This window comes from Pedobacter sp. ok626 (assembly GCF_900100435.1).
In the GTDB taxonomy this organism is placed as follows: Bacteria; Bacteroidota; Bacteroidia; order Sphingobacteriales; family Sphingobacteriaceae; genus Pedobacter.
Genome location: NZ_FNEX01000003.1, coordinates 325,429 through 351,278, shown reverse-complemented (window position 1 = coordinate 351,278; position 25,850 = coordinate 325,429). Strand labels below are relative to the sequence as shown.

Below are 25,850 nucleotides of genomic sequence, written 5' to 3'. Positions count from 1 at the left end.
AGTTAGATGTCTTTGTTTAACCATGTTATCCAGTTGGATACACGGTAATGGTAGTTTAGTAAAGGCAATTGAGTGCTAGATACTATTTTCCAAGTTAGTAATTCATTTTTAAAAGTGGGGAGGGCTAACCTGGCTTTTAGGGCTGCTGTAGTATAAAACTCTTGTTTGCTGGGGTGATCAGGAGCAGCGGCATTAAATGTCTGTCCGAATGCGTTATTTTTAAGTATACTTAAGCTGATACCAATACAATCATCTAAATGGATGAGATTAATAGGTGCTTTACCATTTGGTACTTCTGTTTTTCCTGCAAAAAATCTTGCTGGATCTCTTTTGGGGCCCACTAAGCCTGCAAATCGAAGGATGGTAGTGCTGAAGGCTGTTTGCGTTTTTAGCAGGTGCTCTACTTCAAGCATGGCTTTTCCTGATTCGGTTTCGGGTTTTGGTAGGTCTAATTCTGTTACCGTTGTATTTGTATCACCATACACAGCTGTTGAGCTGATGAAAATCAGTTGGGGCGTGTTATTGAGCTTTGCTGCATTTACAATACGTTCTATTTTGTATTTGTAATCTGCTTGTTCTCCGGAACTTCTTTTGGGTGGTATGCAAATAAATAATATATCACTTTGAAAAAAAATAGGGTCGTAATGTTCTTCTCCTTTTTGAAAGTTGATTAAGAAGGGCTGAATTTGATGGTTGGCCAATACTTCAAGTTTTTCTTTTGTTGTACTTGAACCTTTAACCTGACAGCCTTGGGCAACTAGTGCTTTTGCTAATTCTAAACCATACCAACCGCAACCTAATATGCTTATTTTTTTTGCAGCTAATGTTGCTGTCGAATTGTTCATTTAATTTGCTTTTAATCAAAAAGGGAGAATGTTTTGGACATTCCCCCTTTTTAAAAAATTAAGTTAGCTCTTATAGTACTGTTACGTTAGATGCTTCAGGACCTTTTTTGCCATCATTTAATTCAAATTCAACACTGTCTCCTTCATTCAATTCTCTGAATGAATCTCCTGCGATTGCAGAAAAGTGTACGAAGATATCTTTACCTCCATTCTCTGGAGTTATAAATCCAAACCCTTTGGCAGAATTAAACCATTTAACTGTTCCTGTTGTACGCATATTATTTTGATATATATTTCGATGTGAAAATAATCAATTGAATTTTAATATCAAAATAATAGGTTTTAACTGTTTAGAGCCTTTAAACGAGCGAAAAAAGAGATATGTTGATAGGTTTTTGAAAGGAAAATAGGCTTTGGCATCATATTTCGTATAATACTACGTTAGTTCATTAGATAATTTAGTTATGAAGAAGATACTTTTAGTTATGATAACAGGGATAATGTTGTCAGCTTGTACAAATAACGCTAAGGAAGAGGCCCTTATTAAACAAAAGGCATTAGTGGCAATTAAAGATAGCTTAAGGTTGGACAGCTTTAATAAGGCTGAGGCTAAAGTTAAAGAAGAGGAGCAACAAAAATTGGAACAAGCTAAAGAAGAGAAAGCGGCTGCTTTAGCTGTAAAGCAAGATAGAGCGGTATCTGCAAGAAATGTAAGTACATCGAACAGTGGTGGAACGGCTGTGCCTGCTAAAAAGAAAGGTTGGAGTCAGGCTGCTAAAGGTGCTGTTATTGGTGCAGGAGCAGGTGCTTTAGGTGGTGTTCTTATTGATAAGAAAGATGGTAGAGGTGCAATAATTGGTGGCGTAGTAGGAGCGGGGACGGGTTATTTAATTGGACGTGGCCAGGATCGGAAGTCGGGACGCGTACAACCAAAGAATTAATTAAGGCTAAAGGTCCCTTTAATATGGGATCTTTAGTTTATTTGACTATTAAGCCTATTGCTGTTTTTATCTCTTGTCGGGTTGATGACAAGAGGTTATTAATTTCGGTTTCATTGTAGGTACTGATTGATCCTATTTTTTTAGCGATAACCGCCAGTGCGGTCAGGCCAGAGACGATAGCTGTATCGTACATTTTATGACCTAATTCCTTGATTTTATTTAAATCTTTATGGGTGGTGTGTTCTTTAAACTCCTTAGAGAAGTTCATCAGCTCGGTTCTTAATAAGGAAAGAACTTTTGTTAATACACCTGCATCATCGCCAACGTATTCTTTTAACAATTCAATATTAAAGTGATAATCGGTGTTTTCGGATGGCGATAAAGAGAAATCACTATGAGGATCTTCTTTTGGATTTTTTAACCATTTTTTTAGGGAAAGTGCAATGGTGTGTGCAACGACTGGTTTTGATATAAAATCGTCCATGCCGGCTGCAAAGCATTTTTCTTTTTCTCCTTTCACATTCCCTGCAGTAAGTGCAACTATAGGGGTATGTGCTTTGTGTTTAACTGATCTTATCTTTTTAGTGGCTTCGTAACCGTTCATTTCCGGCATTTGAATATCCATTAAAATAATATCAATTTTTGTGTTTTTATAATGCTCGAATGCTTCGAGGCCGTTTTTGGCTTCGAATATGGTTGCATTTGGTGCAATTCTTCTGACTATGGTTTTTGCCAAAAGCATATTCACAGCGTTGTCTTCCGCAATTAAAACCTGAATAGGGTCGTCCATTCGTTCCGACTCCTGGATTGATGCACTGCGTTTCTCCGTTTTTTTAGAAATAACCTGGAAAAGTGAAGTGTACATATCTTTAAGCTTGATCGGCTTTAACAGGCGATGATTGACATTTAAAGCTTCACAAGCTTTAATGATCTTTTCATCCGAAGAGCTGTGTAATAAGATAATCGGTTGGTCTTTAACCGTGTCTTTTAGGATTTCTCTTATTCTTTTTATGGTTTCCAGCCCATCTATATCAGGCATATGGTAGTCCATTAAGATGACATCGAACCGTTCTCCGTTTGTGATTAATTCTATCGCTTCTGTACCACTGTTTGCTTCTACTGAATTAATTTGCTTCAGTGAAAGCATTTTATTGATGATTAGTCTGTTGTTCTTGTTGTCGTCGACAATAAGGACTTTTTTAATTGTGTCCAGGTTCTGGATTTCAATAGACTCACCAGGTTCAGACTGTAGCGTTATTTCAAAGTAAAATGTACTTCCTTTCCCGGGAGTGCTTTCTACCTGCAGCTTGCTATTCATGAGCCCTAGTAACTTGTTTGAAATGGTTAAGCCTAATCCGGTACCGCCATATCTTTTTGTTGTTGATGCATCTTCTTGTGAAAAAGCATCAAATATTTTGAGTTTTTTATCTGGATTGATGCCGATACCTGTATCTCGCACGGCAAAACGATAATTGATTTCTCTTTGTGTAGGGTCGGTGAGTGCTTCGACTTTTAGTTCAATTTCACCTTTTTCGGTGAACTTTACTGCATTACCTAATAAGTTGATCAGGATTTGTTTGAGTCGGAGTTCATCAGCCCAGATGTATTTGGGTAGGTCTGACGATATGTTTAATAACATTTCCAGTCCTTTACTTTGTACCTGGTATTTTATGACATCAGCAGATTCTTCTGCCATTTCGTAAAGATTGAATTTTGACCGGTTCATTTCTAATTTTCCGGCTTCAATTTTAGAGAAATCTAAAATGTCGTTAATGGTGTTTAGTAGGGCATTGCCCGACTGGGTAACTATAGATAGGTATTGCTGTTGGGTTTCGTTCAGTTGAGTTTTAATCAATAGATCGGTGAAACCTATAATTCCATTTAGGGGAGTACGGATTTCGTGACTCATATTTGCCAAAAATTCAGATTTGGCCTTATTGGCTAGTTCGGCATCTTCCTTGGCAGAAATCAAGCTGGCTTCCATCTGCTTGATTTTTGTAATGTCCTGTATCGTGCCTCTTATTTTATGGCATCTATCTTCGTAAAATTCAGGAATACCGATTGATCTTATCCAAATGTCGTTGCCTTTGGCTGTTGATAGTTCTAACTCGAGATCCCATTTGCTTCCCTGGAGTACTGCGGCATTGAGGGCATTAAAACGGCTGTCTCTGCTTTGTCCGGCTTTGTAAAATAACAATTCATTATCTGGGTTGGGTTCAAAACTAGGGTCGACTTCAAATATATTCCTTGTGACATCTGACCAGACCAGCTTTTGCTGACTTAAATCTAATTCCCAGTTGCCCAATTTTGCGATGCTGTTGGATTCTTCGAGCTTTTTACTTTTATCTTTTAATTCCTTTACTAAATTGTGTCTTTCGGTGATGTCGATAGAGTTACATATAATATAAGGCTTATTGGATATCGTATTTTCGAGGACGCAGTTGAAAATCCAAATGACATGATTACCGTTTTTGTGCTTGGTGGTCATTAAACCCTCAGCATTTCCTTTGATTTTGATTTCCTGCAGGTAATCGGTAACTGAAGTATGGTGTTCTTTTGGGGTCAAGTCATACAAGGTCATACTTTGCATTTCTGCTTTAGAAAACCCCAAGTGGCGCGCTCCGTTATTATTGATAAATAATAAGTTGCCTGATAAGTCGTGGGTGAACATGAAACCTTGCGTATGCTCAACAAATGACTTTAATTTACTTTCGCTTACTAAGATTTTTTGTTGAAGATTTTTTTCTTTGGTAACATCTCTTGCAATAGCGAGCACTTTATGAGAATCTGTTTCTGAAGTAGCGCTCCATTGTAAGGTTTTGTATTCGCCTTTTTTTGTTTTAAAACGATTTGTGAAATTTATAGTGTTTTTGCCGGAACTTAGTCTTTTGAATTCATCGCTGGTAGACTGTAGGTCGTAAGGATGAATAAAGTTATAGAAGGGGAGGTTCAATAAATCCTGCTCAGACCATCCTAAAGTTGTACTAAATGCAGGGTTTATTCGCTTTAAAGTTCCCGAAGTATCTGCTTCACAAATTAGATCCTGAGATAGTTTATAAAGCTTTAGGAAGTGGTTTAGCTCCTTTTTGCTTTTAACTTCGTTTACTAATGAGATGATCTCGTGTGATAATAGCTCTATTAATCTTCTTTGCTTGGTTGTGAGTTCGTTTCTTGGCTTAGTATCGAATACGGCTAGGGTGCCTATGTTTTCTCCGTTGGAATCGATTAAAGGGATGCCCGCGTAGTAGGCAATCTTAATATATTGGTGGCTTGGGCTTGTTCTGAATTTTATGTCAGTTGCTGTATTTAAGACTTCTAGCAGGCCTGAACCTTTTACTGTTTGCTTAAAAAAATCATTTTCGATAGCAATTTCTTCGGCCGTGAAAATTTTGTTTGATCTATACCACTGTTTATTTTTATCTATTAAGGTGATAAAAGCAATGTGAGTGTCACATACAGAGGATGTTAATTCTGTGATGCGTTCAAAGTGGGCCTCGTAGGAAGCATCAAATATTTGGGAGTTTTGTAGCACTTTTAATCGTTCTTTTTCATTTTCGGGAAGAGGAGTGTATTTCATATGAAAGGTTACCGATAGAACATCTTTAACAACCGAGTAAAAATAGTTATTTATACATAAAGTATATACGTAAAAGCTATAAAAAAGCTTTCGCTGTCCTCTGTTTGTTGGTTTTTTATGTATAATTGATTGATTTTCAGTTATTTAAATTTAATTTTACTTATGTTGTTGATCGTATTTTCTTTATTGATAGTTAGTAAAATGTGTTAATAACGGGAGAATGTGGGGATTTTTGTGTGTGTTGATGAGCAAAATCCCCAGATCGGGTAATTTTAGGGAATATTTTTTGGATTGAAGATGCGCGATTTCATTATTAATTGAATTGGAATTGTTGCCTTTTATTAATTTTGGATAGAAGGAACCTGCTTATTTGCTTAATTTTGCTTGAGAATTGATGAATTTAGTTTAGTGGCCTGATTTTTTCAATTGTTTTGGTGAAAAAGTAATGAAAATGAAAATCTCAACCCTATTGATTCTTCTCATTTTATCCTTTAGCAGTTGCAAAAAGGAATCATTAACGAACGACTTGTCAAATGTTGTCCTTAATAATAAGGGTATTTTACGAGTTGAATGTAATGATTGCCAGATAAGCTACTCTGTTCAAAACAAGGATTATAATGTTAACATAAAAAATGGAAGCGAAGACATCGCATTTTTTTATGTAACAGATTTTAACTTGAAAACTCAGGTTAAATCACTGGAAAACCAGGGTATACGATTGATGGTCATTGATTCCTTTGGTCGGGTTGTATCCAATGAACTTAATTCTTGCCTGCAAGGCGAGGTAAGGGAAGGGTCTTTCCGGATAAATGCAAAGTGATTTTTGATTCATTTTTTGACTAGCAATACAGGTTGTGTTGCATGGTTTATTGTGTAGAAATTTATCTTTGCAATATTTATTAATTTTTCGAAATAATAGCTAAATTGAATCATTAAATATTTAATGAAATGTTTAAAATTATAGATAAGCATCAATGGTTTGATGATGAGTTTGTTGTTGATTTTAAAGAGATGATAAGTTTAGCCTTTTTTAGAATAAATAGCTAGATTAACATGAATAGATGTTGGAATTATTTGTTTAAGTTTGAATTAATTTTACTAGGCAGACAAATTAAATCGCTTAATACCCATGGAGAGTAAGGACGGTAGTAAAAAGATAATATTAGTGGTTGATGATGAACCAAGCATACTTAAGTTGTTGAATTTTATTTTATCTTCTGAATATACATTGATTATTAAAACAAGCGGTATAGAAGCTATTGCTTGGTTGGAGGAAGGGAATGACCCCGATTTGATTATATCTGATTTGATGATGCCCTATTTTGATGGAAGTACATTGATTAGAAATCTTAAGATTAGTGGTTTTTATAGAAATACTCCGGTTATATTATTGTCTGGCGCTGATGATTTGGAAGATAAAGTAAAAGAGATGTCTTTTAAAATAGACCGTTTTATGGAAAAACCGTTTAACCCAGCAATCTTAAGATCTCACATAACAGAACTTCTCGCATGATGATAACGACTACTATTAATCGGCCTGAGATAAATGCGAAAATTGTGTATTTCGGTAAATTGCTTAAAAATGCAGTTTTCGAGGACTTTGATTCGAATTTCAATATCGAACACTTAGAGGACCCAGATCTGTTTAGAAGCTACCTGGATAGTAGGTCATTATTGACTTTACCTGATATTATTTTAATAGAGGTAGACGATAATAAGGAGTGTTTTAACCAGGTAAGCTATATTAAGAGCAATCCTCTCCTTCATGGATTGGTTATCGTTTTATTGGGGGTTAAAGAGGATAGAGAGTGGAGGAACAAGGCCTTGAAATTAAAGGTGAATGATTATTATACCTATCCTTTTCCTATAGAAGATTTTTATGAAAGACTTAATTTTTTAATAAAATTTAAGTTGATTAAGCCTAAGCTTCTGGAGCTTTCTAAACAGATGGATGTTGAGTATCAAATTCCCATGACGAAAAGGGTTTTTGATGTGATTGCTTCAGGCTGTGCTTTGTTTTGCCTAACTCCTTTGTTTATTGTTGTTGCTATTTTGATTAGACTGGAATCGAAAGGCGATGTAATTTATAAAAGTAAAAGGGTGGGGGCCGGATATAAGATTTTTGATTTCCTGAAGTTCAGGTCGATGAGAAGTGATGCGGATCAGATGATTGCTTCTATCGCCGGATTAAACCAGTATGCCAGTGAATCGAATAAGAAAAACGGAAAAGCGGCCTTCGTAAAATTTAAGGATGATCCCAGGATTACAAAGCTTGGCGCATTTTTAAGACGGACAAGTATTGATGAGCTGCCACAGCTGGTCAATGTGTTTATCGGTGATATGTCGCTGGTCGGCAACAGACCGCTGCCATTGTATGAGGCAGAACAATTGACTACTAACGAATGGTCGACCAGGTTTTTAGGGCCAGCAGGCTTGACAGGGTTGTGGCAAATTAGTAAAAGAGGAAAGAAGGATATGTCTGAAACCGAAAGAAAAGAATTGGATAACTATTATGCAGCTAATTATTCGATTTTGCTGGATTTGAAGATCATACTAAAGACTATACCGGCTTTAATACAGAAAGAAAAAGTTTAAAAAAAAAATAATTTTAAAATATAAATTAACCTACCAAAAAAAATAAATTCATGAAAAAGTTATTAAATATCATCCTGGTTTCCCTGATGTTTTTAAGTGTTGATGCTGTAGCTCAGGAGTCGATTATTCCGGAAATTAAATATGCTGATCTGGATAAGTACATTGCGTTAGCAAAGGAAAATTATCCAAGAAGGAAGATTTTTGAAACTAGAAAAGAAGTTATAAAGACTGGGATTCCAATGGCACAGGTGTCATATCTGGATTTGTTTAGTGCCTCATATTTTTATAGACCTGATCAGAAAACTGCACTTGACCCTTTAAATCCATATAATGTAAATGGATTTCAGTTTAGTGTAAATTTAAATTTAGGTAATTTTCTCCAAAAACCTTTTTTGGTTAAAAAAGCGAAAGCGGAGTATAAGATTTCTCAATTAGAAGAGCAAGAATACAATACTCAGCTTGAAATGGAAGTGAAAAGGAGATATTATGATTATATTCAACAAATTAATCAGCTAAAAATCTATACTCAAAGCGCTCAAGACAACAAAGAAGTAAATGATGGCCTACGTCGTAAATTTGAGAAGGGAGAAGTTACTTTGGATGTATATAGCCAATCTAGAATTAATCAGTCTGCTGTAAGTACGGCAAAAATACAAGTGGAAATTGCCTATTTGAAAGCCAAAGATTTATTAGAAGAAATAATCGGTCAGAAGCTTTCGGAAGTTAAATAATTTTTTCTCGTAAATAAAAATGGATATTAAATCATTCCTAAAAGTACTAAAGAGATATAAATGGGTGCTTATTTTAGTCCCTATTGTCGTTGTTCTAATCACCTATTTTTTTGTTCAGAATTTACCAAAGGAATACAGTTCTGAGGTTCAGATTTCAACTGGTTTACTTGATCCATCGAAAAAAGTGATCAATGAGCAGAACGTAGATTTTTTTAAGGTTAGCCAACAGTTCAGTAATATTATGGAGAAATTGAAAATGAAGAAGGTTATGAATCTTCTCTCATATAATTTGATTTTACATGATTTAGAACAACCTGAAAAAGCCTTTAGAAAACCTAGTGAAAAGATTGATTCTTTGAGCGTAGAGGATAAGCAAGCCGTGATTAGATTGTTTAAAGAGAAGTTGTTGAATAAATCCGTTTTAACACTAGCTGATAATCATGGAAAATATAAGCTGTTGGATATTGTTGCGTCTGTTGGTTACAATGATTATGCCCTTTCAAAGGAGTTAGATATTAGTCATGCAGATAATAGTGATTATATAACGATTCAGCTTGTATCTGAAAATGCTGATCTTTCTGCTTATGTAGTAAATACGCTAGCTCGTGAGTTTATTAATAATTACAGCTCAGATGTCAGTACTAATCAAAATAATTCAATCGTTTTGCTGGATTCCTTATTAAAAAATAAGGCGCAGGTTATGAATCAAAAAAATGAGGCTTTATCTTCATTTAAGCGAAACAAGGGCGTTTTAAACCTTAATGAACAATCTGCTATAGTTTACGGTCAGATCTCAGAATATGAAGCTCAAAGAACGCAGGCTCTTAAAGAGATTCAGTCAAATCAAGGAGCTATTAACATTATTGAGGGGAAACTGAGGGGGAGCGACCCATTGTTAGCAGGAAGCAGCAGGGCTGATAATAGGGCTATTATTGACTTGAAAAGACAGTTGGAGATTGCGAATTCGAATTTGGTTGATGGAAACTTTAAAGCGGCTGACCAAAGAAAGGTAGATTCCTTAACCCGGTTAATCACGGCGAGAAATAATCAAAATTCTGATGATAATGTAGTGGATATAAGGTCTTCAAAACAGGCTTTAATACAACAAAAGCTTGCATTAGAGGTAGCTTTGCAGCAAGCCAAAAGCAGCATCAGTTCACTAGATAAACAATTAAGCGTGTTAAGATCTCGATATAGCGGTATGGTTCCATATGACGCTGAGATATCAAATTATCAAAGAGATGCCGAGTTGGCTACTAAGGATTATATGGCTGCTCTTGATCAATATAATAATAATAAGACTGAGCAAAATTTAGGGCTCAAGTTACAAATAGAGGAGATAGGTGTTCCTGGTTTACCCCTTCCGTCAAAAAAGTGGTTGTATCTTTTGGGTGCAGGAATGGTTAGTTTTCTACTTGTGTTAGCAGTTGTTTTTATTATTTTCTTTTTGGATGGATCTATCAATAATTCGAGACAGCTCGAATCAGCGACTAAAATGCCTGTCTTGGGGAATTTGAATTTTCTTTCTAGTTCTGACAGGAGTATTAGAAGCATATGGAATCATAAGGAAGAAGAAAAGGAATATGGCATTTATAAAAATTTGCTTAGATCTTTAAGATTTGAGATCAGTAACCGCTTGGTTAAAGACGCTAGTAATATTTTGGGTGTTACTAGCTTAGATAGTTCGGAAGGAAAGACCACTATTGCCTATAATTTAGCATATTCGTTTGCTATGGTAGGCAAGAAAGTATTACTAATTGGTGAAGAACCTAGACCTGTTGGCGATGCTAATATTAAAAGTTTGACTACCAGTCAGAATTTTGAGGCTTTCCTTGTAAAAAAGGAAATTGTTGCTGAAGATCTAATTACCATTCTTAGTAAAAGTGTTGTGAATGCGTCAATACTGGAAATGCAAGATGAACGCAGTTTAAAGGCTGGTTTTGATGTGCTCAAAGGACAATTTGATATGATAATTATTGATATTAATAGCCTAAGAGACACAAACCTGGCAAAAGAATGGTTGTCTTTTACCGAAATGAACCTTGCAGTTTTTGAAGCTGGAAAATCCATTAAAGATGAGGACAAGGAGTATCTTGATCTTTTGAAGAAAAGTAATGGATTTCTAGGATGGATTTTAAATAAAATTAAATTAACTGAGATCAAGACTAATCAGTCTGCGGGTTAAAGAACTAGAACGCTGATCACCGGGTACTATGGCTGCAAAAAGGATATTGTATTTACTGTTAATTTATTGTTTCACATCGTGGTTGATCACTCGAGAATTTAGTTTAAATTTCCCTTCTGGAACGTTAATAGAAGGGTTTTTGGTTATAGCATTTATTGCAGCTATTTTTCAAGTTGCCAAAACTGGTTGGGCTAATGCAAATAGTGATATATTTTATCTGATGCTATTTTGGTTCTTCATTAGTGTAATTGAAGTTATAAATCCAGAAGGGGCTAGTGTTATCGGCTGGCTAAAAGAAATCAGGTCTGCGGCACTTTACCCGCTTCTGATTACTACACTTTCGATGGTTATTTTCGATGAGATCAAAGACTTGAATAATTTTATATTATTGGTGTTGATTTTCTCCACGCTGGCTGCACTAGATGGGTTTAAGCAGCAACACATTGGGTTATCAAAGGGAGATATAGAATTTTTAGCCAGTGGTGGCGCTAATACTCACCTGCTGTGGGGACGACTTCGTGTATTTTCTTTTTATTCAGAAGCAGCTCAATTTGGTGCCAGTCAGGCACACATCGGACTGATGGCATTAATTCTTGCATTGGGGCCTATCCAGAAGAAATATAAGGTCATGTTGCTGGTTGCCTCTGCGTTGATGTTTTACGGAATGCTGATCTCGGGGACGAGAGGCGCGTTGTTTGCACTGATCCCCGGCGCCTTTACGGCTATTATTCTGAGTAAAAAGTTTAAGATACTGATCATTGGTGGCGTACTCGGTATCTGCTTTATCTGTTTTTTGAAGTTCACTTATATTGGTAATGGGAGTTATGAAATCTATAGATTGCGTTCGGCGTTGAACCCCGACGATCCTTCTTTGAATGTTCGTATAAACAGCCAACGCATACTCAGGGAATATATGAGTGACAGGCCGTTCGGTGGAGGATTGGGGGTAACGGGTGCAAACGGTATGTTGTATAACCAGGATAAATTTTTGTCGAAGGTACAGCCTGACAGTTATTGGGTCAAAATCTGGGCAATGTACGGAATTGTCGGATTTACATTATGGTTAGGGATTATGATGTATATTTTGGGCAAATGTTGTGGAATTACGTGGCGGATTCGGGATGAGGGACTTAAAATTAAGGCAATTGCGTTAACCTCCGGTTTTGCAGGGATCCTAATTTGCAGTTACGGAAACGAGGTCATCAATACAATGCCCAGTTCTATCATAATTTATATGTCCTGGGCCTTTATTTATAAAATGCCTAAATTTGATCAGGAACTTACAGATGCCAAACTTTTAACCAATTAAAAAAGAGAAGTATGCCTTACGAAATATTTGCCATTCCTGTAATTTTATGTTTCATAATTGGCTTTTTCAGGGGGCTTAAATATCTGCAAAATGAAGAAGAATAATACTTAACGCAATTGTACATGTCTATCATTTCAAAGATAAAATCGAATCCAGGTTTAAAAAGGATGGCTTTAAAAATGCTAATTCCCGCAAACGAGCATAGACCAAGGTTATGGGTAAGGTGGTTTTTAAATCCTTTTAAACACAAACGTGGACGGCATTCGATCATTAGGAATCGGACCAGACTTGACGTATTTCCTTTTAACGAATTTACATTGGGTGAAAAGTCTGTAGTAGAAGATTTTTCTACAATCAATAACGGCGTTGGTAATGTCATTATCGGAAACGGCACAATTATCGGGATAGGCAGTGTTATTATTGGCCCAGTCACAATCGGTAATGAGGTGATGTTAGCCCAAAACATAGTCGTGTCCGGCTTAAATCATGGGTATCAGGATATTAGCATATCGCCTTCAAAGCAACCGGTAAGTTGTAAGCATATCATCATTTCAGATCATGTGTGGATCGGTGCAAATAGTGTGATTACTGCCGGAGTTACTTTAGGGAAACATTGTGTGATCGGCGCGGGTAGTGTAGTAACTAAAGACGTTCCTGAATATGCTGTTGCTGTGGGGAATCCGGCGCGCATTATAAAAAAATACAACCAGGCCACTGAGATCTGGGAGAAATATAACAGTTAAATTGTCTCTTGAGCAAAAAATATTAAGTGAATGGCTGAACCGATAAAAAAATTTGAAAAAGTAACATTACTCATTACACACTACAACAGGAGCAAATCTTTAGAGAGGTTATTGCTTACATTTTCAAAGGGCGGCTGTGCGTTTGAGGAAATTATTGTTTCGGATGATGGAAGCAAAGCTGAACACTTAGATTATATAAGGCAATTGCAGGACCGTTTTGCATTTACTTTATTGACGACACCGAAAAATAGGGGTCTGGGAAATAATATAAATAAAGGGCAGGACGCAGTTAAAACGGAGTATACCTTATATGTACAAGAAGATTTTATTCCTCTTGAAGGTTTTTGTGCTAATTTTGAAAATGGCCTTAAGATTATAGAAAGTGATTTGGACGTAGATAGTGTACGTTTCTATTCTTATATAAATTATCCGAAACTCAAGCCATTTAAATATGGTTTCTCTGAGATGATATTTGATCCCTGGTCTTTGAATTTGGATAAAATAACGATGTATAGTGACCATCCTCATTTGAGAAGGAGCAATTTTTTCGAGAAATTCGGAAGATACTCAGAAATTAAAAGTTCTGATCAGACAGAATATGACATGATGATCTCATTTTTGAAGAAAAAAAATAAGGCTTATTTTTTTGCGGATTATAAGGCTATTTTCGAGCCAATTAATAGTTCAGATGAACCAAGTATGGTAGCCAGGAATTACTGGAGAAATACAGACAATTTCTTCGTTGCAATAGCCAGAAGGATTTACAGGCAGCTTAAATTTAATTATAGGTACTTTTTGTGTAAATAGTCTTAGTATCGATTAATGATAGTAAACTCGGATGAAAGATAAAATGGACGATAAACACTCGCTAAGGGGATATGACATCATTGTAATTGGTCAGCAGCCGTGGGATACCGAAATCGGGAGCAACTGTAAAAATATTGCTATTGAATTCAGTAAAAGCAACCGGGTGTTGTACGTTAATTCTCCCTTGGACAGAATAACACTTTACAGAAATAAAAAGGATGAAAAAATCTTAAAGAGATTAAACGTTATCAATGGCAGTGCTGATGGGCTTGTTCCTATTCAAGACAATATTTGGAACCTGTACCCGGATTGCATGGTTGAATCTATAAACTGGCTTTTCGGAAATACCCTTTTTGACATAGCTAATAAATACAACAATTACAAATTCGCGTCTGCTATCAAAAGAGCGATCAAGTTATTAGGTTTTAAAAAATTTATCCTGTTCAATGATAATGAAATGTTTAAAGGATTTTATCTAAAAGATTACCTAAATCCATTTTTAAGTATTTATTATTCAAGAGATTATATGCTTGCTGTTGATTACTGGAAACGTCATGGCGAGAAATTTGAACCGAAACTCATTGCAAAAAGCGACGTATGTGTTGCGAATTCTGTTTTTCTGGCTGATTACTGTAGAAAATATAACCCGGCATCATTTTATGTAGGCCAGGGCTGCGAACTGGATCTTTTCGAGGATAGCAAATATCCAGTCCCGCCAACGGATCTTGCCGGTATAACAGGTCCTGTTATTGGTTATGTTGGTGCACTGGAAAGTATCAGATTAGATTTAGAGATAATTCGTCGGATTGCGACAGAAAAACCCGAATGGTCAGTTGTTTTAGTTGGACCTGAAGATGATCTATTTAAATCAAGTGAGCTCCACCAACTCAGCAATGTCTTTTTTACTGGAATTAAACCTGTTCGCACATTGCCTGCTTATATCAAACAATTTGATGTTTGCATCAATCCTCAATTGCTCAATATGGTCACTATAGGAAATTACCCGAGAAAAATAGACGAATATCTTGCCATGGGTAAACCTGTAGTTGCAACTAATACTAAGGCAATGGAGGCTTTTAGTGATTTTGTGTACCTCGCGGATTCAAAAGATGATTATGTTACATTAATAGAAAAAGCATTGAAACAAAACAATACTGAACTGGCGAGAAAACGAAGAGCATTTGCCCTTGAACATACCTGGGAGAACAGTGTGTCCTCAATTTACAAAGCTATTTCTTCTTATCTTTAAACTAGGATAAAACAATAATTTATAACTTTTCTGATGGATGCATTATTTATTTTCTGGAATTTAATACAAGCCTGGATAGGAATCTACCTGCTGCTGCCGCTGATACTTTATATATTCATTATCATAAGAGGAAAGGGCAGAAAAGTGGTCACAGATGTTAGTTCGGAATTAGATTATGCTATTATCGTTACCGCATACGAACAAACAAGTCTGCTTCCCTCGGTAGTTGATTCTATCTTAAGATTAAAATATGATCGTTATCTGGTTTATATCGTCGCAGATAAATGCGACATCTCTGCGCTTAAATTCCCCAGTGAGCGCATAATTTTACTAAGGCCTGAAGAAACACTCGCAAGTAACACGAAGTCCCATTTTTATGCGATCCGCAACTTTCAGAGAGCGCATACACACCTGACGATTATTGACAGTGACAACCTGGTTGAATCTGATTATTTGAATGAGCTGAACTACTTTTTCAAACAGGGGTACACTGCAGTGCAGGGTTTACGCGTAGCAAAGAACCTGAATACAAATTATGCCTGTTTAGATGAAGCAGGCGATATGTATTATCGTTTTATCGATAGAAAATTACTGTTTGAAGTGGGGTCTTCAGCCTCGCTTGCAGGCTCCGGAATGGCATTTTTAACTGACTTTTACCGGGAATGTCTTGAGCTGTTAAATATTGAAGGCGCCGGATTTGATAAGGTTCTGCAGATGGAAATCCTCAATAGGGGTGAGCGTATTGCTTTTGCAGAGAATGCCATTGTATATGATGAGAAGACTTCTAAGCCTACACAACTCGTAAATCAGCGGGCAAGATGGATAAATACCTGGTTTAAATATGCAGGAAAGGGTATTAAGCTTGCGGTCGTGGGACTTTTAAAACTAAATTGGAACCAGTTTTTATGTGGATTGGTATTCTCCAGACCCCCATTATTTATTGTTTTCGGGCTAGCAGGCTGCGCTATTTTGATCAACCTATTTGTGGCTCCCCAATGGCTATACTTCTGGTTATTTGCCCTATTGAGCTTCTTTTTTATCTTTTTTATTGCACTTCGTTATTTTAAGGCTCCTATCTCGGTTTATAAGGCTTTAGGTAGTGTACCTATGTTTGTATTCTTGCAAGTACTGTCCTTGTTTAAAGCCAGAAAGGCGAATAAAATTTCTACAGCAACGGTGCATTACCATGAGCATAAAATTGACGAAGTCTAACACATCCCATTAAGCTTATGTTAAGAAAAATAAAGATCCTGCAGGCGATCAGACAAGGTAAAGTTGGTGGTGGGGAAACTCATGTAATGGACTTGGTCAATGAATTGAATAAGGAAGAATTTGAGTCTGTCATTCTTTCATTTACTGATGGTCCGATGGTAGAACGACTACGTGCAGATGGTTTCAAAGTTTATGTGGTACAGACCGAAAAACCTTTCAATTATAAGGTCTGGAAACTGGTTAAGAAAATTGTGGAACAGGAAAAAATAAATCTGATCCATGCACATGGAACCAGGGCAAATTCCAATACTTTTTCAACCGCAAAATCTTTAGATATACCATTGATTTACACCGTTCATGGCTGGTCTTTTCATCCTGATCAATCGTTAATAGTTAAGATAATCAGGACGTTAAGTGAACGCTTTCTGGTAAAGAAGGCAGATCAGACGATTTGTGTCTCTGAAAGCAACCTGAAAGAAGGCTTGTCGAGATTTCCGATGGCAAATGCCACCGTAATTTTAAACGGAATCAATCAGCAGAAATTTAACCCAGATCAAAGATTTAAGGATGTCAAAGAGGAATTAAATATTGCAGCAGACGCAATTCTTGTAGGATATATTGCCAGAATTACCGCACAAAAAGAACCGCTTAATTTTCTGAGGGCGATTGCTCAGGTTCCAGTGCATTTGAATGTGAAGTTTATGATCGTTGGGGATGGAGAGCTAAAAGCCGAAATGTTGGAACTTGCCTGCTCATTAAACTTAAATGACCGTGTAGTTTTTCAGGATTTTAGAAGCGATATTCCTGAAGTATTGAATGCCCTGGATATTTTTTGTTTGCCTTCACTTTGGGAAGGTTTACCGATTGCGTTGTTGGAGGCGATGGCCATGAGAAAGGCTATTGTAGCTACAGAAATTGATGGGATTAAAGACTTGATCAAGGCCGGCGAAAATGGATTACTAATCCCCATTTCCTGTCCTGATAAAATTGCTGAAGCCATCATTTTATTGATCGAGGATCCTGAATTACGAAGGAGACTTGGTGAACAGGCTGGGCTTACTATTCGCGACAAATTCAATGTAGAAAGGATGACCAGGAGTGTAGAAGAGGTATATAGAAAGTTAGTTCCACTTACGTAGGTGGGTGAAACTTAAGTTTTTTACGAGCCTATCGTAAGTCGCTTTATAAATCCCGCCATCTATCTGAATTCTTCTGTCGGTAGTCCAGACAATACTTCTGTTTGCCATTACCCAATGAAATTTCCCATAACCTTTCTCACGGAGTTTAATAGCCAGCCAACCATCTTCATTGGTTCCAGCTGGGTGATTAAAGCCGCCTACAGAAAGGCATTCCAACCTACGACAGGAAGAATTAAAACCGTATACATTTAATGCTTCTTCCTTAAACAATTGACAGATTTTACGGTTCAGATCTGATACATATTCGTAAAAGAAATAAACTATTCTGGGAGTTGCTGCAATGGGAATAAAAGAAAATTTACCGTAGGTCAGACATACTGATGGATTATTGATGAGCGGTGTAACCATGTCATCAATCCATGGGGCTGGGTAAATTGTGTCTGCATCTGCATTAATGATGTATGTTCCTTTTGCAATGGACAGACCACTGTTCCTTGCATTGGTAATTCCCTGTTTCGGTTCTGTAATACAAATCACCCCACAAGCTTTGGCGAGCAGTTCGGTCGCATCTTTGGAATTATTATTTACCACAATCACTTCGATGCGATGTAAAGATGTAGTTAATGAAAGAGAATATAAAGTTTTTAAAATATTTTCTTCTTCATTGTAGGCAGGTATGATGATGGAAATCAGCGGGTTTTCTGAGTGTAATCGCTTGAAGTTTGCCGCAATATTTGGGATCTCTTTTTCTAGTTCTGTCCGACCTTTGTTAAACTTAGATATGTTTTTTGGAATAGATAGGGGTCTCATTAAAATGATTCTAGCAATAAAATTCAATAAATATAATAAATTACCTCAGAATACTCAATAAGTGTGCCTTATAATGGTTTAAACTTATTATTTGGAGTTTATTCCTTTCTGAATCTGATATTATATTTTTATATTTGAGTTGAAATGCTTAGGTTATTTAAATTAAAATGAACAGAAGGACGCTAATAAAAGGTATCGCTGTCTTCTCATCATTGGGGGTCTCTTCTTTTTCCTTATATAAGTGGTTTAGCTTAAGTGCGAAACCAGATTTTCGTACGCTTCATCATATGCAAGGTTTAATTGCTGAATTGGCGGAAGTCATCATTCCCAGAACTGATACACCGGGTGCAAAAGATGCGATGGTGGATGTATTTATTGTGGATATGATTAAATCTTGTACAGATGTTAAGACCCAGAATAATTTTATCGTCGGGTTAAATGAACTGAAAAATTATACTTTAAATAATTACCATACTTCATTCTCAGACTGCTCCATCAATGATAAATTTGCAATCTTAAAACATTTTGAGAAAAAATCTACCTACCATTTTGATAGCTTAAATAAAATAGACCGTAAGTTTTTAGGTCTACCTTTTTTTATTAAGCTCAAGCAGCTCACAGTAGAAGGCTACTGTATTTCTCAAATAGGGGCAACTACGGGGCTAGTATACGATTATATTCCCCATAGTTTCCAGGCTTGTATCCCACTCACCAAAGACCAGAGATCCTGGGCAACAAAATAGTTTTATATGTATAGTTCAAATAATGCTGGTACTGGTTATGATGCAATAGTAATTGGGTCAGGGATTAGTGGCGGTTGGGCAGCGATGGAATTGTGTAAAAAAGGAATGAAAACACTGTTGCTTGAAAGAGGCAGGGAGGTACAGCATATTAAAGATTATCCTACTGCTATGTTAAATCCCTGGGATTTCAAACACGGCATGAATCATACCATTGAGGAGGCTAAAATGAGCCCTGTTCAATCCAGAAATTCTAATCCAGGAAATGCTCATTTTTATGTAAATGATACTGATCATCCCTATATTCAGGAAAAACCATTTGATTGGGTCCGAGGATATCAGGTTGGAGGACGTTCTTTAACCTGGGGGCGACAATGTTATCGCCTGAGTGACCTTGATTTTGAAGCTAATTTAAGAGACGGTCACGGAGTAGATTGGCCAATTCGTTACAACGATATCGCCCCCTGGTACGATTATGTAGAACGATTTATCGGGGTAAGCGGTAAAAATGAGGGGCTTTCTCAGCTGCCGGATGGTGACTTCCTACCAGCAATGGAATTGAATTGTATTGAAAGTCATCTAGGGGATGTAATTCATAAAAATGATCAGAATCGATTGCTAACCATTGCAAGAGTTGCCAACTTAACGAAAGGGTGGGACCATAGAGGTGCTTGTCAGAATCGGAATTTATGTTCCAGAGGCTGTCCTTTTGGCGGCTATTTTAGTAGTAACAGTTCTACAATCCCTGCTGCTTTCGCAACTGGTAATTTGACTTTAAGGCCCCATGCTATTGTAGCAGAAATTTTATATGACGACCGACTTCAAAAAGCAATAGGGGTCCGGGTAATTGATAGCCTGACGAAGGAAAGTTTCAATTACTATGCAAAAATTATTTTTTTAAATGCCTCTACAATTGCAACTTCAGGTATCTTAATGCAGTCAAAGTCTAACCGGTTTCCAGATGGGATGGGTAATGACAGCGGAGAATTAGGCCATAACCTGATGGATCATCATTCTTCCTCAGGAGCTTATGGTGTATACGATGGCTATAAAGAATTTTATTATAAAGGTAGGAGGCCAAGTGGTTTTCTGATCCCAAGGTATCGGAATTTAAAAAATGAAACACATCTTGATTTTGTTCGCGGTTATAATATTCAGGGACATGGAGAGCGTGCGGAGTGGAATGATCGGGCTGGAGAAGCAGGCTTTGGAGTAGAGTTTAAAGCCAGATTAACTAGTCCGGGACCCTGGTCTGTTTGGATGGCAGGATGGGGCGAATGTTTGCCTTATCATGACAATAAGGTGAGTTTGGATACTAATCTGCGAGATAAATGGGGACTCCCTCTGCTAAAGGTTGATTTCGAGTTTAAGGACAATGAAAACCGAATGATGGATGACATTAAACATAGTTCGGGAGAGATGTTGAATGAGGCAGGTTTTAGAGATATACAGATCTTTAATTACCATAGACCGGGAGGTGCTACGGTACATGAAATGGGAACGGCAAGGATGGGAAGAGACCCCAAAACCTCCGTTTTAAATGCTTATAACCAGATTCACGCAGTTAAAAATGTGTTTGTAACAGATGGAAGCTGTATGACCTCTTCTGCTTGTCAAAATCCATCTTTAACTTATATGGCACTCACCGCAAGAGCTTGCGAATATGCAGCTCAGGAGCTGAAAAATGGAAATCTCTAAAGACTAAGTTCTAAAATATTTGCTGTGAAATTTATTTGGATTCTTTTTTCGGAGGGTAAATTTGGAAGGAATAGGGATTAGGAATTGGACTTTTATAGGGATTGTAAAGCCCCAGGTAATTGATCATTCTGGTTTCGTCTGTCTTATAAATAAAGAAATCTGTAGATAATAAATAGTATTTAATTAGGTCATATACTTGTGTGGATTGTGTCGGACTAACTCTCAGATAATAAAAGGTTTTCCATTTCAAGTTAACCAGCATATTGTTGATTGAACTGTTAAAAAAATCGTCTACATACTTCTCTACGCCATTAGGTTCCAGCTTTAGATAATTAAGTTCTTTATAAATTAATCGTACTGCAAATTTTCTTAACGGCGGTGCAGAGATGTATAAAGCTGGGGGAAGGATCAGTAATCCTGTTGAAAGACCTGCTAGTATAAAAAATCTTCTTCGTTTCATAAAGTTAAAATGAGTGGTCTGCGGAGTATAAGGATAATGCTGATAGTGTTAGTGTAGGATTGGAAGCACTAAACGTGGTAAAGGAACCGGCGCCCAGTATGAATAGGTTTCGATATTGGTGGTGTATCATATTTTTATCCACGACACTATCTGAAGCGGATCGGCCCATCCTAGTCCCACCAATAATATGACCTTCATTGGGAAAGGGATCCAGATATTTTAATTGCTCTACCGGTAGACAAGATAATATACCCGGAAGTTTTTTTTTCATATTTTCGATTCCTTTCATTGTATAGTCAGATCTTTTGGTAAAACTTACTCTTGGAATCAGCTTATTCGCCGAGGGTTTAATGAAATTTTCGTCTAATGGAAGGTCTTCGAAAAGCATCCGGAAGGAAGCCATATTTAACCATTTTCCACGTTCTAAGCGAATGTAATAAGGGGCATTATTGGTTTCGATCAGGCAGGCCGCATAGTCTTTACGATGTTCTCCATCGTAAAGCATATATCCATTCGCGTTTACCCAGGTGCTACCTCCTGTATTTTTCATATTGTTCAGGTAAATGAGTACTTGCATACCCAGTTGTTCCCCAAATCCCTTTCCAGTAAATCTATTAGTATCTCCCGCATTGAGGAGTATATTGGAATTGAAAATAGGGTTGGCTCCCAGAACAATTACTTCGCCTGTAATTTCAAAATCTTTTCCATCTTTCACATAAAGAACCTTTTTAATCTGATTTCCCGCAGTCTCCAGACTAAAAACCTGAGCGCCAAAAACAAGCTCGATTTGCTCATTTTCATAGATCCTCATTTGTGAGTTCTCAACGGTAAATTTAGCATCTACAGGGCAGACGTCGCAGGTAGACTTTGCAAAACAAGCATTTCTGCCTTTGGTAGGTCTGCTGGCTCTAGCACTGGGCTGACTAATGTATTTATTACCATAGGTTTGATTCAGTATTTTATCGACAGCAGTAAAAGTATGTGGTGGCAGGGGGTATTTTCCTTTTCTTGGAAAGGGGGTGTCTTCTGGGCCAGATATAGACATCAATTCTTCAGCTTCATAGTAATAAGCATCTAGTGCATCATAGTCCAATGGCCAGTCTTTTTCTACGCCAAATAAGGTATTCATTTTGAAATCAGAAGGCATGAATCTTGGTGTACAGCCCCACCAGCAATTGGAACATCCACCAAAGCCTAAGGTAAATGGCCATCTCTTTGCTTTATTTTCGTTGATGATCGCATCTTCCCATGGTTCTTCCATATGGGAAAAATCAGAAGGTTCTCCTTGTTTGACCTTTAACCGCTCGGCATGAGGGAAAAACTGACCCCGGTCTAATACCAAAATTCTTTTTGTTGCTTTGTTTTTCTCGAGGTATTTTTTCAAAAAGAAGGTAGAGGCAAAACCGGTACCTACCACAATTAAATCATAATAATCGTATTTCATCTTTAAATAGCTTTAGTAATTGTTGGCGTTTTGAAGGAACCAATGTAGCCATGGAATTTCAACGAACATTAAGATACACAACAGGGAGGTAAATAAAAAAAGATAAAGCATAAACCATTTTCTGGTGTGTAGTTTCTCAGAACCTTGTACTGGAGAGTCGTTCAAAAGACCAATCCTAAGGTACCAGGAAAATAGCAATGCAAAGAAAGGAAAGCTGACTAACAGCTCAATCCGATCTTTAATTAGAAAGATCCCCATAAAAAAAGCGCAGGTAATGGCGTAGAAGAACATCGAAACGAGGAGGGAGTTTTCCGTATAGTATTTAAAAGATTTGCGATATTGCCCCGCTAGTTCCGGGTTACCAATCAGGCGGTACTCAGCAAATCGCTTGGTAGCCATTAAAAATGCACCACCCATCCAATAGGCAATGATGATACTGGCCGGTGGAAAGGTGTTGATCCAGTTGAGATCCCATTTGGTATCGGGTATACCCAAAGAAGGGGTGAAGATAAACCAGCCCAATGCGAAACGGATAGGGTTATTGATAGACTCAGAAAGTACATCTAAAAATACCCGTTCTTTACTTCTAAAAGGACGTACATTATAAATGATACCCATAAACAGTAGAAAAGAATTGGTAATCAGGAATTTCCAGGATACATGGTAAGCGATAAACAATCCTGCTATTACTAATATGGCATACTCAAGGTAAACGAAATTGGGATTTACCTCACTAACTACCAAGGATCTTTTCTTTTTTAGTGGATGAAACTTATCAAATTCCACATCTAAATATTCATTTATCACATAATTTGCAGAAGCAATCAAACAGGTGCTGATTACCCCTGCAATAATTTTGAATAGTAAATGGCCATCAAATGGAGTTTTAAATATAGAAAGGGCAAACAACATCCCCGGGATCATAAATATGTTCTTCACCCAATTGTCAGGGCGGGCAATGGCAATATAGTCTTTGAGAACAGCCGCTTTTTTCATCTTCAATCCGTTATTTATTTAGTTTGTATTTGGTATAGTTTTCTATCAGTTGATTATAAAATTGATTTGCGTCCTTTCTTTTTTTGCTGATCAAAAGAAACGGCATGCCTAGTTTTAACGCAGATTGACCATCTAATTCCTCCCGGTCCCCGATAAACAGACAATTAGAGGCAGTGTAGTTTAAGGTATTTAAAATAAAATTTAACCCTTTAGGATTTGGTTTCAATGCACTTACTTCCGGATCGGTAGCGGCTACAACAAGATCAGCTGGCAGTCGCATAGCCTTAAGTTTTTCAACTGCAGGGTAGTCAGAATAGATCACAATTTTAAATCCTTCTTTGTTCATTAAGTTTATAAATGGAAGTAGGCCAGGATACCTGTAGGCTGCTAAGTACTGGTTTGGTTCCTGGAGAATCCATTTTGTAATCACTTTTTTAACCTTTTCTTCAGGTAGGTTTAGCTGTTCAGCACAAATGCGGTATTGTGCCTCTTCCAGTTTTTCAAACTGTTGACCCGCTATTTTCTCACGCTCTTTGCGGAAATGATACAAAACAAAAAGATCTTTGATTTGCCATGGATGGAGTAAATAGTGTTTCAATAGCAGAAACAACATTTTCTTTCTTAATTTCGACTGATGATACAGGGTTCCATCCACATCCAGTATGATTGCTTTTAAGTTTTTCCAGTCTAAAATATTCACCTATAGTAGATTATTTTTATAAATTTAAACATATTTCTATTATTTATATACTGATGTTCACCGATGGTTCTTAAAATGAAGCGAACCTTGTTTTATAATTATAAAATTTGGTTCATATTATTGCTAATAGTAGGAATAGTGCTAAGGTTGTACCATTTTTTTTATAATCGTTCTTTATGGATGGATGAAATTTATCTTTCCAGCAGTTTGATCAGAATGAACTACCATGAACTTGCCACTCAGCCTTTGGATTATCAGCAAAAAGCACCCATTGGCTTTCTGTGGACGGTGCGTTTCTTTATAGACATTTTCGGAGTGAGTGAGCAAGCATTGCGGCTCTTTTCTCTGATTTGCGGAATTCTATCGTTATTTTTATTTATTCCTGTTTGCAGGTACTTTAGCGATGAAAAAGGGGCTTTATTGGGGCTAGGAATTTTAGCTTTTTCTACACCACTTGTTTTTCATGCAGTGGAGGTTAAACAATATCAGGTAGAGTTGCTGGCAACGCTAGTGGTTTTATATAGTTATATAAAGTTTCATGAAAGAAATACTTACGCTGACCTGTTACAATGGGGATTTATTGGAGCCCTTGTTTTGTGGTTTTCTTATTCGGCTGTTTTTGTTCTTGCGGGGATTGCAACTGGTCTCAGTTTTTATAGAATAATTAAAAAAGATTGGGAATTGTTCTTTAAACAATGTATTCCTTTCTTGATTTGGTTCCTCAGTTTTGGTATGAATTACCTCTATTTTACCCACAAGCATGCCGAATCTAAATGGATTGTGGAGTGGTTTGATTTTTACAAAAATTTTATGCCCGTACCTCCACATTCCTTGGAGGATTTAAAATGGTACGCCCTAAATCTATATCGTTTGTTCGATTATCCCTTGGGATTCCTATGGAATGTAAAATGGCTGCTGGTATTACCACTTGGTTTTCTATTTCTGGGGCTGGGTCTTTTATATCAATGCAGACAGAATTTTTTGATCTTGTGTTTTCCTTTTTTCTTTATGTTTTTGGCTTCAGCTTTAAAACTGTATCCACTCACAGAACGGTTTTGGGTGTTTATCAGTCCGATTCTAATTGTGATACTGGTAAGGGGGTATTTGTGGTTAATGGATTGTTTTAATAGTCTGGTGCTTAAAATTCTTTTTACTTTGTTGCTGTGTTCCGGTTTGTTTATCAATACTATTAAATATGTATTATATCCTAAAGATTTTTTGGGGCATAAACGTTCATTTCAAAGAGAAGCCCTTGCAACAGTAGCTGAAAAATTCCAGAATGGAGATGTCGTGTATATCTATTGGAATGATCTTCCTGGGTATAAAGTGTATCATAAAATTCATCCAGACCATTTTACCACGATTGAGGGGAAGGATTACCGCTTTCTCTCGAAAGATTATTTGAGTTATTTAAATTTGTTAAAGTCTGATTTTGATGGTTTTAAAGGAAAAAGAAGGGTTTGGTTTCTCTACAATGATTATTATAAAACGGATATTGGCGATCCAATAGGGGAGCCAGCCTGGTATTATGAAAAAGGCGCAGATCCAGTCTTAAAGCTACTTAAGCATTTGTCTACTATGGGCAAACCACAGGAAGTTTTTAATTCTTTTGATGTAAAGATATTTTTAATCACATTAAAGAACAGATAAAACTGCAATTATTCTAAAA

General features: G+C 36.8%; 23 protein-coding genes. 14 read left to right on the top strand and 9 right to left on the bottom strand.

What is annotated here, in order from left to right; all coding sequences use genetic code 11:
* Window positions 1-2: 2 nt before the first annotated feature.
* Window positions 3-845 (bottom strand): SDR family oxidoreductase, encoded by an 843-nt coding sequence (locus BLS35_RS05800; RefSeq protein ID WP_090778722.1) that lies wholly within the window; start codon window positions 843-845, stop codon window positions 3-5.
* Window positions 846-915: 70 nt separating this feature from the next.
* Window positions 916-1,122: a cold-shock protein gene (locus tag BLS35_RS05795; RefSeq protein WP_090778720.1), complete on the bottom strand. Its 207-nt coding sequence runs from the start codon at window positions 1,120-1,122 to the stop codon at window positions 916-918.
* A gap of 187 nt (window positions 1,123-1,309) precedes the next feature.
* On the opposite strand from BLS35_RS05795, the gene BLS35_RS05790 reads away from it, so the two are divergent.
* Complete coding sequence (locus tag BLS35_RS05790) at window positions 1,310-1,786, top strand: YMGG-like glycine zipper-containing protein (RefSeq protein WP_090778718.1); 477 nt, start codon at window positions 1,310-1,312, stop codon at window positions 1,784-1,786.
* Between the two features lie 37 nt (window positions 1,787-1,823).
* On the opposite strand, the gene BLS35_RS05785 is transcribed toward BLS35_RS05790, so the two are convergent.
* A complete protein-coding gene (locus tag BLS35_RS05785) occupies window positions 1,824-5,363 on the bottom strand; it encodes a response regulator (RefSeq protein ID WP_090778716.1) in 3,540 nt (1,179 codons plus the stop codon).
* A gap of 694 nt (window positions 5,364-6,057) precedes the next feature.
* On the bottom strand, window positions 6,058-6,195 hold the full coding sequence (locus tag BLS35_RS27670; RefSeq protein ID WP_165973232.1) for a hypothetical protein: 138 nt from the start codon (window positions 6,193-6,195) through the stop codon (window positions 6,058-6,060).
* A 297-nt stretch (window positions 6,196-6,492) separates the two neighbouring features.
* On the opposite strand from BLS35_RS27670, the gene BLS35_RS05775 reads away from it, so the two are divergent.
* The 10 genes from BLS35_RS05775 (at window position 6,493) to BLS35_RS05730 (ending at window position 17,333) form a co-directional block, all read left to right on the top strand.
* The gene (locus BLS35_RS05775) at window positions 6,493-6,876 is read left to right on the top strand and encodes a response regulator (protein ID WP_090778714.1); all 384 of its coding nucleotides are present in this window, start codon (window positions 6,493-6,495) and stop codon (window positions 6,874-6,876) included.
* Window positions 6,873-7,958 (top strand): sugar transferase, encoded by a 1,086-nt coding sequence (locus BLS35_RS05770; RefSeq protein ID WP_090778712.1) that lies wholly within the window; start codon window positions 6,873-6,875, stop codon window positions 7,956-7,958. Before BLS35_RS05775 ends, BLS35_RS05770 begins: the two co-directional genes overlap by 4 nt.
* A 50-nt stretch (window positions 7,959-8,008) precedes the next feature.
* Window positions 8,009-8,689, top strand: coding sequence for a TolC family protein (locus BLS35_RS05765; RefSeq protein ID WP_090778710.1), 681 nt, complete (start codon window positions 8,009-8,011; stop codon window positions 8,687-8,689).
* A gap of 19 nt (window positions 8,690-8,708) precedes the next feature.
* Entirely contained in the window at window positions 8,709-10,874 is a 2,166-nt protein-coding gene (locus BLS35_RS05760) for a Wzz/FepE/Etk N-terminal domain-containing protein (RefSeq protein WP_090778708.1), read from the top strand.
* 139 nt (window positions 10,875-11,013) lie between these two features.
* Window positions 11,014-12,183, top strand: coding sequence for an O-antigen ligase family protein (locus BLS35_RS05755; RefSeq protein ID WP_165973231.1), 1,170 nt, complete (start codon window positions 11,014-11,016; stop codon window positions 12,181-12,183).
* Window positions 12,184-12,305: 122 nt separating this feature from the next.
* Window positions 12,306-12,926 (top strand): acyltransferase, encoded by a 621-nt coding sequence (locus BLS35_RS05750; protein WP_090778704.1) that lies wholly within the window; start codon window positions 12,306-12,308, stop codon window positions 12,924-12,926.
* 30 nt (window positions 12,927-12,956) lie between these two features.
* Window positions 12,957-13,733 (top strand): glycosyltransferase, encoded by a 777-nt coding sequence (locus tag BLS35_RS05745; protein ID WP_090778702.1) that lies wholly within the window; start codon window positions 12,957-12,959, stop codon window positions 13,731-13,733.
* A gap of 31 nt (window positions 13,734-13,764) precedes the next feature.
* Window positions 13,765-14,982: a glycosyltransferase gene (locus BLS35_RS05740; protein ID WP_090778700.1), complete on the top strand. Its 1,218-nt coding sequence runs from the start codon at window positions 13,765-13,767 to the stop codon at window positions 14,980-14,982.
* 33 nt (window positions 14,983-15,015) lie between these two features.
* Entirely contained in the window at window positions 15,016-16,194 is a 1,179-nt protein-coding gene (locus BLS35_RS05735) for a glycosyltransferase (protein WP_090778698.1), read from the top strand.
* Window positions 16,195-16,211: 17 nt separating this feature from the next.
* Window positions 16,212-17,333, top strand: coding sequence for a glycosyltransferase family 4 protein (locus BLS35_RS05730; protein WP_090778696.1), 1,122 nt, complete (start codon window positions 16,212-16,214; stop codon window positions 17,331-17,333).
* On the opposite strand, the gene BLS35_RS05725 is transcribed toward BLS35_RS05730, so the two are convergent.
* A complete protein-coding gene (locus BLS35_RS05725; RefSeq protein ID WP_090778694.1) occupies window positions 17,316-18,143 on the bottom strand; it encodes a glycosyltransferase family 2 protein in 828 nt (275 codons plus the stop codon). The genes BLS35_RS05730 and BLS35_RS05725 overlap by 18 nt on opposite strands.
* Window positions 18,144-18,310: 167 nt before the next feature.
* Between BLS35_RS05725 and BLS35_RS05720 the strand changes: the two genes are divergently transcribed.
* Window positions 18,311-18,886 (top strand): gluconate 2-dehydrogenase subunit 3 family protein, encoded by a 576-nt coding sequence (locus BLS35_RS05720; RefSeq protein WP_090778693.1) that lies wholly within the window; start codon window positions 18,311-18,313, stop codon window positions 18,884-18,886.
* Between the two features lie 6 nt (window positions 18,887-18,892).
* Window positions 18,893-20,581 (top strand): GMC oxidoreductase, encoded by a 1,689-nt coding sequence (locus BLS35_RS05715; RefSeq protein ID WP_090778691.1) that lies wholly within the window; start codon window positions 18,893-18,895, stop codon window positions 20,579-20,581.
* A 31-nt stretch (window positions 20,582-20,612) separates the two neighbouring features.
* Here the strand turns inward: BLS35_RS05715 and BLS35_RS05710 are convergent, their stop codons facing one another.
* From BLS35_RS05710 to BLS35_RS05695, 4 genes are read right to left on the bottom strand one after another with little or no spacing between them, the layout of a single operon-like run.
* Window positions 20,613-21,041, bottom strand: a complete 429-nt coding sequence (locus tag BLS35_RS05710; protein ID WP_090778689.1) for a hypothetical protein — start codon at window positions 21,039-21,041, stop codon at window positions 20,613-20,615.
* 4 nt (window positions 21,042-21,045) lie between these two features.
* Window positions 21,046-22,485: a GMC oxidoreductase gene (locus BLS35_RS05705; protein WP_090778687.1), complete on the bottom strand. Its 1,440-nt coding sequence runs from the start codon at window positions 22,483-22,485 to the stop codon at window positions 21,046-21,048.
* Between the two features lie 12 nt (window positions 22,486-22,497).
* Window positions 22,498-23,481, bottom strand: coding sequence for a UbiA prenyltransferase family protein (locus BLS35_RS05700; RefSeq protein WP_090778685.1), 984 nt, complete (start codon window positions 23,479-23,481; stop codon window positions 22,498-22,500).
* Between the two features lie 10 nt (window positions 23,482-23,491).
* Window positions 23,492-24,181, bottom strand: a complete 690-nt coding sequence (locus tag BLS35_RS05695) for an HAD family hydrolase (RefSeq protein WP_090778683.1) — start codon at window positions 24,179-24,181, stop codon at window positions 23,492-23,494.
* A gap of 180 nt (window positions 24,182-24,361) precedes the next feature.
* Here BLS35_RS05695 and BLS35_RS05690 point away from each other — a divergent pair, with 180 nt between their 5' ends.
* Window positions 24,362-25,831, top strand: coding sequence for a glycosyltransferase family 39 protein (locus BLS35_RS05690; RefSeq protein WP_165973230.1), 1,470 nt, complete (start codon window positions 24,362-24,364; stop codon window positions 25,829-25,831).
* The last annotated feature ends 19 nt before the right edge of the window (window positions 25,832-25,850 follow it).